The organism is Gemmatimonas sp. (assembly GCF_044345575.1).
Lineage (GTDB): Bacteria > Gemmatimonadota > Gemmatimonadetes > Gemmatimonadales > Gemmatimonadaceae > Gemmatimonas.
This window is the reverse complement of sequence record NZ_JBIJAW010000163.1, coordinates 1-7,453: the sequence shown is the minus strand read 5'-3', so window position 1 is coordinate 7,453 and position 7,453 is coordinate 1. Positions and strand designations below refer to the sequence as shown.

7 protein-coding genes are annotated in these 7,453 nt (G+C 67.5%); 6 read left to right on the top strand and 1 reads right to left on the bottom strand.

The genetic code is table 11. From position 1 onward, the window contains the following. Together ACIQ6O_RS10470 and ACIQ6O_RS10465 are read left to right on the top strand one after the other, a co-directional pair. On the top strand, positions 1 to 319 hold a 319-nt coding region (locus ACIQ6O_RS10470; RefSeq protein ID WP_396207733.1), incomplete at its 5' end, for an aminotransferase class I/II-fold pyridoxal phosphate-dependent enzyme. A gap of 17 nt (positions 320 to 336) precedes the next feature. Next, positions 337 to 615 carry an Lrp/AsnC family transcriptional regulator gene (locus ACIQ6O_RS10465; protein WP_396207732.1) on the top strand — a complete coding sequence of 93 codons (279 nt, stop codon included), beginning with the start codon at positions 337 to 339 and terminating at the stop codon, positions 613 to 615. 22 nt (positions 616 to 637) lie between these two features. On the opposite strand, the gene ACIQ6O_RS10460 is transcribed toward ACIQ6O_RS10465, so the two are convergent. Next, a complete protein-coding gene (locus ACIQ6O_RS10460) occupies positions 638 to 1,732 on the bottom strand; it encodes a hypothetical protein (protein ID WP_396207731.1) in 1,095 nt (364 codons plus the stop codon). A 58-nt stretch (positions 1,733 to 1,790) separates the two neighbouring features. Here ACIQ6O_RS10460 and ACIQ6O_RS10455 point away from each other — a divergent pair, with 58 nt between their 5' ends. The 4 genes from ACIQ6O_RS10455 to ACIQ6O_RS10440 all read left to right on the top strand — a co-directional run. Continuing rightward, positions 1,791 to 2,816 (top strand): hypothetical protein, encoded by a 1,026-nt coding sequence (locus ACIQ6O_RS10455; protein ID WP_396207730.1) that lies wholly within the window; start codon positions 1,791 to 1,793, stop codon positions 2,814 to 2,816. Then, positions 2,813 to 4,801, top strand: a complete 1,989-nt coding sequence (locus tag ACIQ6O_RS10450; RefSeq protein WP_396207729.1) for an ATP-binding protein — start codon at positions 2,813 to 2,815, stop codon at positions 4,799 to 4,801. Before ACIQ6O_RS10455 ends, ACIQ6O_RS10450 begins: the two co-directional genes overlap by 4 nt. A gap of 55 nt (positions 4,802 to 4,856) precedes the next feature. Continuing rightward, entirely contained in the window at positions 4,857 to 6,059 is a 1,203-nt protein-coding gene (locus tag ACIQ6O_RS10445; protein WP_396207728.1) for an exonuclease SbcCD subunit D, read from the top strand. A gap of 1 nt (position 6,060) precedes the next feature. Beyond that, on the top strand, positions 6,061 to 7,453 hold a 1,393-nt coding region (locus tag ACIQ6O_RS10440; RefSeq protein ID WP_396207727.1), incomplete at its 3' end, for an AAA family ATPase.

The following is a 7,453-nucleotide window of genomic DNA, read 5'->3' as shown; positions in this document are numbered from 1 at the left end:
GGCCGATGTGGCGGTGAACGAGATGGTGAAGGCGTTCCGGCAGCGGCGTGACGCCGTTGTCGGCGCCCTGGCCGCGTTCCCCAGCGTGCAATACGTGCACCCGGCCGGCGCCTTCTACATCTACGTGAACGTGGAGGGATTCCGCGGAGCGGCCGATCCCGGAGCCGCGTTCGCCGCGGCGGTCCTGGAGGAGTATCAGGTGGCGATCGTGCCGGGGAGCGCGTTCGGTACGCCCAACTGGATTCGCGCGAGCTATGCCACGACCGAGAGCGTGGCCGTGGAAGGCGTCACACGCATCGCGCGCTGTCTCACCGCTTGAGCAGGAGTACACACCGCATGATCACGACGATCGTACTCGTACAGGCCGACCCCAAGGGGATCCCGGCGTGCGCCACGGCCCTCACCGGTATTGAGGGCGTGTCCGAAGTGTATTCGGTCTCCGGTGCGTGGGATCTGGTGGCCATCGTCCGCGTGCCGGATCTCGAGCAGATCGCCACCGTGGTGACGCAGGAGTTCGCCAAGGTGCCGGGCATTCAGCGCACGCAGACCCTCACGGCGTTCCGTCAGTACAGCAAGGGCGATCTCGAACAGGCGTGGGACATCGGCGTCGAGTGATCGGCGACGCGCACGCCGGCGATCAGCGAATGCAGCGGGTGCGCGCGAATTCCCAGTCGGCAATCCAGGTGTCACCCGTATACCGATAGGTGTACGTCACGAGTTCGCCGCGCGGCACACTGCTGGCCAGGCCGAAGTACAGCTCCGCCTTCCCGTTGCCGTCCGCATCGAGCGCCCCGAGGAACCGGCGGCGCGGGGAAATGCGCGTGGTGGTCACGTCGGCGATCGTGAGCGACGGCTTGTAGCCGTAGATGCCGCGGTCGAGCACCAGCACGAGCTGCCGCGGCCGCTCGGCGATGCGCGTCACGGAGTCGGGCAATTCCTCCGGATCCTCGTAGGTCACCACGATGGTGGGGGCAGGCGTCGCGCCGGTCCCTACCACCGACACGCTGCGCTTGTAGCGGGACATCTGCGAGAGCGACACACCCGCCGACGGGGCCACGAGGGTGTTCACCACCGTGAGGACCTCCTGCAGTTCACTCTCGCTGATGCCATTCGGCAGTTCCGGCAGCGGCGTCCGCCCGGAGACGAGCAACTCCACGCCGGCGGGCACGGCGACCTCCGCGGCGGGATACGGCAGCGCGCAGCCACGCAGCGAGTCGAGCATGGCGCCTTCCCACATGCCGCGCGTCGACGTCACGGACGTCAGTGCCGTGCTGCCGCGGTACGGTACCAACGAACTCCCGCTCTTCAGCACCTGAGCATCGAGCGCGCGCCATCCACGGTCGGTCAGGTTGAGCGCCCGCAGCCCCTTGGCGTCCACGCTCGCGACGGGGATCGCCCGCACCCCGGCCTCCGAGCGCACGACGCGCATCAGGAGGGTGGGCGACTGGGCGAGGAACGCGCTGTCGGCCTGCCACCCGAGATCCACCTGCGGTGGGTACAACTTGGCCTTGATGGCGTCGCATGCGGCAAGCGCCCCTGCGGTAACGAGCGTTGCGACGGTCGCGCCCAAACGACGGGCCGCTGGCGGAAGGGGGAGGAGGCGCATCACGCAGGCAGTTTCGTACGGAACGACACGGAAGTCCACCCGTCGCTCCCGCCGGTGGGTATCTCGCCGAGCTCCCAGACCCTGTCCCTCCGCCATCTGCGCCTTGGCGCGTGTCGTGTCGCGCATTGTGTCATGCGAGGTGTCGCGCGTTGTGTCGCGCTGCCCTCCGCGCTACCGTGGACATGTGTTCTCCCTCGTCTCTTCGTCCCGACCGTCCGCGCAGGCGACGCTGCGGATCCTGCGGCCGCTGCTGCGTTCGGCCCCGGGGGCGTGGGAGTCAAGTGAGCCGCTCGAACGGGTCGTCGCCCGCGCGGAGTCTCCGGCGGTGGCCCCGTGCACGCTCCTCGAAGTCGCCGGGGCGCGTCCCATTGTCGAGGCCGACACCCCGACGGTCAGTGCCTTCCTCGACGGCGTGCAGCGCAGTCGCGTGCTTGGGCACCATGACGGCACACCGCTCGTGTACGCCACCGTGGCCGCGGCCATCCGCGAGCGCGTCGATCGCTCCCTGCACACATGGCGCGAACCGGTGGTGCGGCCATTGCTGCTGGTTTCGCAACGTGCGCTTGGCGCGGTGTGGTGGCATCAGCTTGCCGACGCGGGAATCCCGCTGGCGGACATCGATGCATCCGACGACACAGGGGAGGCCTCCGATATTCACCCGCACGCCTATCGAGCGCGGGCGTTGGCGCAGGTGTCGCTCGAGCGTGAACAGCTCGAGCGACAGCTCGCGGCGCGGTGGTGCTCGGAGGAAGCGCGGTGGCTCTGGATCGACGGCGGGATCTCCGGCAACATTGCGCTCGAGGTGCATGCGCGTGCCTTTGGTGTGGTGAAGTCCCACAACACGCTGTACGGTGACGCCGACAGCGTACGCCGTGTGCTGGCGCTGCGCGAGGGTGAGCGCTCGGCGGCATTCCTCGTAGGGCATCGGCTGCGGCGCGCCGTGGCCAGTTGGTATTTGCGGTGGCGTGCGCCGATGGCGGGTGATCCGCTCTTCGGGCTCGTCCGGGTGGAAGTCGTGCCGCCCCCTGCCGTACTCGATGCGGATGTACCTGCGACCGTGCTGGACGAGTTCTCCTGGCACTGTGATCGTCTGTCCGCGGCCATCCTCCTCGAACGTCATCCCGTCTCGTTGCCCGATACGCGGTGGCATACACTCGCGTATGGCGTGTACGCCGTCGAGTCCTACCTGAAAGCCCTTATCGGTTCGTGACTACTCTGCCTGTGCCCGTTGCTTCCGCGCCGCGCCTCCCACTCGGGCGCGTCGTCGCTACCGAACGGCGCCCCAATACGCCGCACACGTTTCATTTCTGGACGGCGATCGACGCCGCGGTGGGGATCGGCACCATCGTGCGGGTGGAGGGGAGCACGCCGGTGGACGCAGTGATTCCGCAGGTGTACGGCGTGGTGGTGGAGGGGTTCAGCTACTCCGATCTCGAATCACCACTGCACGACGTGCTCGGGTACGACGGCCAACCGGCACGAGCGATCCCCGTGCCGACGGAACGCACGGAGATCCGTCTGTACACCGCGCAGGTCTTGCGCCATGTGCCGGAGGAGCCGCTGCAGCCGGTGCCGATGGGGCAGGTCTATCTCGCCGATGATCACGATGTCGCCATGGCGCTGCGCATGGATGGATACATTACCGGGGCGAAGCGTACGGGTATCCCCGTGGGTGTGTATCGGGCGGGTGGGATGAAGTCACCGATCTTGCTTGATGCCGACTTCCTCGTGGGGCCCGAGGCTGCGCACCTCAACATCTCCGGTGTGTCGGGGCTCGCCACCAAGACCAGCGCCATCGAGTGGCTGTTGCAGTCCATCTTCACCCACTTCCCGGCGCATCGCGGTACCGTGGCGGCGGTGTGTTTCAATGTGAAGGGGCCCGACCTCTGCTTTCTCGATCAGCCGGGGCAGCTCACTGATGCCGACCGCGAGGTCTACGATCTGCTTGGCGTGCCCGCCTCCCCGTTCGAGCGCGTACGCTACTACGCGCCCTATACGGCACGCGGGCACTCGCTCAACACGCTGCGCTCACACCCCGACCTCGCTGCCGATGTCACGCCGCTCACGTGGGGGCTGTCGGAGGTATTGCAGTTCGCCGAGGTGTTGCTCAACAAGGATGACGTGGATGCCAAGGCCGATGCGCTCATTGACTTCATTCGTGAGCGCGTGGTGGGGCGCGTCTTCGAGGATGCCGGTCTCGCCCGTCGTCATCAGGTGCAGTCGTTCGCCGATCTCGACGCGTGGTTCCGCGATGTCCTGCGCACGCTCGAAGACTCCAGTGGTGATACCTGGCGCACGCATCACGCCGCCACGATCCGCAAGGTGCGCAACCGCCTGTCCAACCTCTCCACTCGCTGTGCGGGGCTGGTGACCGATGATGGTCTCGCGTCCGACATGCCGTTCGGAAGCTTCGAGGACCGCGCGGTGTACGTGGTGGATGTCGCCAATGTCGAAGAGGACGCGCAGGACCTCGTGTTCGCGCGTGTGGTGTCCAAGTTGCGCGAGCATCTCGAGCGGCGCGATCTGGGCGTCGACCATGTGATCGTCTTCGTCGATGAGCTCAACAAGTATGCACCGCACGACGGGGCCGACACCTACGTGCGCAAGATGTTGCTCGATATCGCGGAGCGCGGCCGCTATCTGGGGTTGGTGCTGTTCGGGGCCGAGCAGTTCCGCTCGCAGGTGCATCGTCGCGTGGTGGGGAATGCCGGCACCACGCTGTACGGGCGTATGGATGCCGATGAACTGGCGACACCGGGGTATCAGGTGCTCAGTCCGGCGGTCAAGGCACGGCTGGCCACGCTCGACAAGGGGCAACTCATGGTGCGGCACCCGCATTTCACGCAGCCCATTTTCGTGCGATTCCCGCGTCCGGCCGTCATGACGGGGCGTGAAGGGGTGGAGCGATTTCCGCAGGCGCCGGAACCCACCGTGGCACAGGCGGTGACGAGGGACCTCCGGCGGCTCGACGAGAGCATCGAACTCGGTTGGGTTCAACAGACCATCATGCTCTACGACGAACCCGTGGTGCTCGCCGCGCGCAATGCCGTGCTTCGTACGCGTCCTGACCATGTGAAGGCCGCATTCACGCGTGAGCTGCAGCGCCGTGCCGCGCCAGCGCCGCGCGATGCGGAGGCGGTGGCCGCCCGCCCCCGGGCGTTGCGCCCGTTCGCCCCCGACGAGTACGGCGGATGACCCTCAGCCGCCCTCACAAACCCAGCCCACACAGTCCCCGCTGTTAAGTTTGGGCATGCGCCTCGTCCACCTCGCCGATCTCCACCTCGGCTTCCGCCAGTATCAGCGTCTCACCGTCGCCGGTATCAATCAGCGGGAGGCCGATGTGGCCGCCACTTTGCAGCGGGCGGCGCTACAGATCGTCGACGTGGCGCCGGAGCTGATCGTGATCGGTGGTGACGTCTTTCATACCGTGCGCCCGTCGAACCCGGCCATCCTGCACGCCTTCCGCGTGCTGAGCATGCTGCGTGATCGACTCCCCGACACGCCCATCGTGATGGTCGCCGGCAATCACGACGCCCCGCGTACGGCGGAGACGGGGTGCATCCTGCGGCTCTTCAGGGAAATCGGCGTGCACGTCGCCGACGCGAAGCCGGAGCTGTTCACCTTTCCCAATCGCTCGCTGGCCGTTCTCGCGGTGCCCGATGTCCCCGGCGTCGAGCGGCCGCCACTGCTGCCCCCTGAGGGATTCGATCACCGCGTGTTGCTGCTGCACGGCGAAATCGCCGGCATGCTCCCGGAGCACGTGGCGACCGCCGACCGCGCGGCCATCGAAATCAAGCCGGAGGAGTTGCACGCCGACGCGTGGAGCTATGTGGCGCTCGGACATTATCACGTGTATCGCGAAGTGGCGCCGCGTGCCTACTACAGCGGCTCTCTCGACTACACGAGCAGTAATCCGTGGGGAGAACTGCGTGAGGAGCGTGAACAGCGCATCCCCGGCAAGGGATTCATCGAGCACGACCTCGTGCGCGGCACGCACCGGTTCCACCCGGTCGCACCCACCCGGCCCCTGATCGATCTCGAGCCGGTGGATGCCAGTGGCATGGGCGCGCAGGAGCTCGACAGCGCCATTCGTGCGCGGGTCGACAGCGCTCCCGGCGGAATCGATGATCGCATCGTGCGGGTGACGGTGCGCAACGTGGCGCGCCACGTGGTTCGGGAGCTCGATCATGCGGCGCTGCGTGAGTACCGCAAGCGCGCCACGCACTTTCATCTCGATACCCGGCGCCCAGACCCGATCCCGCGGCGCACCGGAAGCGGTGGCGGTGGCGCGCATCAGCGTCGCGCCACTCTCCCGGAAATCGTGGGCGAGCGATTGCGGGAGCGCCCGCTGCCGGTGGGGGTGGATCGCGAGCAGTTCGTCGCGATCGGCTTGCGCTACCTGCAACAGGCCGAGGACGCGGCCGTGGCAGCGATGCCGGTGCTGGAGAGCTGACGTGCGTTTGCATTCCTTGCGGCTTCAGAACTTCCGGCAGCACGCCGACACGCGCCTGACCTTTGACAAGGGGCTCACCGGGATCATCGGCCCCAACGGGTCTGGCAAGTCAACGATTCTCGAGGCCATTGCGTGGGCGCTGTACGGCAACGCGGCGGCGCGCGGGACGCGCGATGGCATCCGGTTTTCGCGCGCCGGCAGTCGCGCCACCGTGAAGGTGGAACTCGACTTCGAGCTGGCAGGACACCGCTATCGCGTGATCCGTGGGCTCACCAACGCCGAGGTCTACCTCGACAGCGGTGAAACGCCGATTGCCAATACCATCACTGGCGCCACGGAGTTGCTGCAGCGTCGGCTGGGCATGACGCGCGCGGAGTTCTTTCACACCTACTTCACGGGACAGAAGGAACTGGATGTGATGGCCGCGCTTGGTGCGGCCGAACGTGCCCGCTTTCTGTCTCGCGTGCTCGGATACGATCGTCTGAGCGGGGCGCAGGAGTTGGCGCGGGAGCGCCGCCGCGCGTTGCTGGCGGAGATCAATGGTCTCAAGCAGGGCATGCCAGATCCCGATGCCATCTGGCGCGCCGTGGCCGATGCGGAGGCGCGTGTCGCGGTCGCGCGCACGCGCGCGGTAGAGGCCGAGGCCGCACATCAGCTGGCGGCCGATCGTCTGCAGGGCATCGTGCCCCAGTGGCAGGACGCCCAGGCACAGCGCGACCGTCGACTGCAGCTCACCTCGGAATTGCGGGTGGCCGAAAGCGAGGCCACTGGGTATTCCCGCGAGCTCGAACGGCTCGAGCGCGAACTCGAATCGATTGCGCGGGCCCACGATGATGTGGTGCCGTTGCGCGTACGCATGACCGCGCTCTCGACGGTGCGGGACGCTCTGGTGGCACAGGAGCAGCTCGCGGCCGCCGAGGCGCGGCGTCAGGCCCTCATGGAGCGCGTGTCCGCGTATGCCGAGGAGGACGCCAAGCTCGCCGAACGCGCGGCGCGCCTCGAAAGCGCGCCGGCGCTGGAACAGGAAACGACCGGGCAGCTGCAAACGCTGCGCAATGCGCTGGCCGATACGGAGCGTACGCTCGATCAGGAGCGCACGGCCTGGGCGCGCGATCGCCAGGAAGCCGAAACCCGCCTCGAGGCGCTGCGGACTCAATACACCGAGCTGTCGCAGCAGCGCGAGACGCTCGAGGGGCTGGGCGACGAGAGCCCGTGTCCCACGTGCGGTCGCCCGCTCGGGGCCAACTTCTCCACGGTGCTCGACCAGCTCACCGAGCAACTCGAGACCGTGCGCGTCGACGGGAATTACTATCGGCAGCGCGCGGAGCAGTTGGCGACGATGCCAGCGGCCATCGAAACCCTCGAGGAGTCGCGCCGATCCACGCAGCATGAGA